This window comes from Citrobacter sp. A316 (genome assembly GCF_002042945.1).
Lineage (GTDB): Bacteria > Pseudomonadota > Gammaproteobacteria > Enterobacterales > Enterobacteriaceae > Citrobacter > Citrobacter portucalensis.
In genome coordinates, this window is record NZ_MVFZ01000046.1 from 1 (window position 1) to 872 (window position 872).

1 protein-coding gene is annotated in these 872 nt (G+C 53.3%); it reads left to right on the forward strand.

All coding sequences use genetic code 11. The features are described 5' to 3' along the window. A partial coding sequence (tuf, locus tag BZK41_RS26755) for an elongation factor Tu (RefSeq protein ID WP_079940180.1) occupies positions 1–872 on the forward strand: 872 nt, incomplete at both ends.

An 872-nucleotide genomic window follows, 5' to 3' on the forward strand; every position in this document is an offset into this window, starting at 1 on the left:
CACTACGCACACGTAGACTGCCCGGGCCACGCCGACTATGTTAAAAACATGATCACCGGTGCTGCGCAGATGGACGGCGCGATCCTGGTTGTTGCTGCGACTGACGGCCCGATGCCGCAGACTCGTGAACACATCCTGCTGGGTCGTCAGGTAGGCGTTCCGTACATCATCGTGTTCCTGAACAAATGCGACATGGTTGATGACGAAGAGCTGCTGGAACTGGTAGAAATGGAAGTTCGTGAACTTCTGTCTCAGTACGATTTCCCGGGCGACGACACTCCGATCGTTCGTGGTTCCGCTCTGAAAGCGCTGGAAGGCGAAGCAGAGTGGGAAGCGAAAATCATCGAACTGGCTGGCTTCCTGGATTCTTACATCCCAGAACCAGAGCGTGCGATTGACAAGCCGTTCCTGCTGCCTATCGAAGACGTATTCTCCATCTCCGGTCGTGGTACCGTTGTTACCGGTCGTGTAGAGCGCGGTATCATCAAAGTTGGTGAAGAAGTTGAAATCGTTGGTATCAAAGAGACTGCTAAGTCTACCTGTACTGGCGTTGAAATGTTCCGCAAACTGCTGGACGAAGGCCGTGCTGGTGAGAACGTTGGTGTTCTGCTGCGTGGTATCAAGCGTGAAGAAATCGAACGTGGTCAGGTACTGGCTAAGCCGGGCTCTATCAAGCCGCACACCAAGTTCGAATCTGAAGTGTACATTCTGTCCAAAGACGAAGGCGGCCGTCATACTCCGTTCTTCAAAGGCTACCGTCCGCAGTTCTACTTCCGTACTACTGACGTGACTGGTACCATCGAACTGCCGGAAGGCGTAGAGATGGTAATGCCGGGCGACAACATCAAAATGGTTGTTACCCTGATCCACCC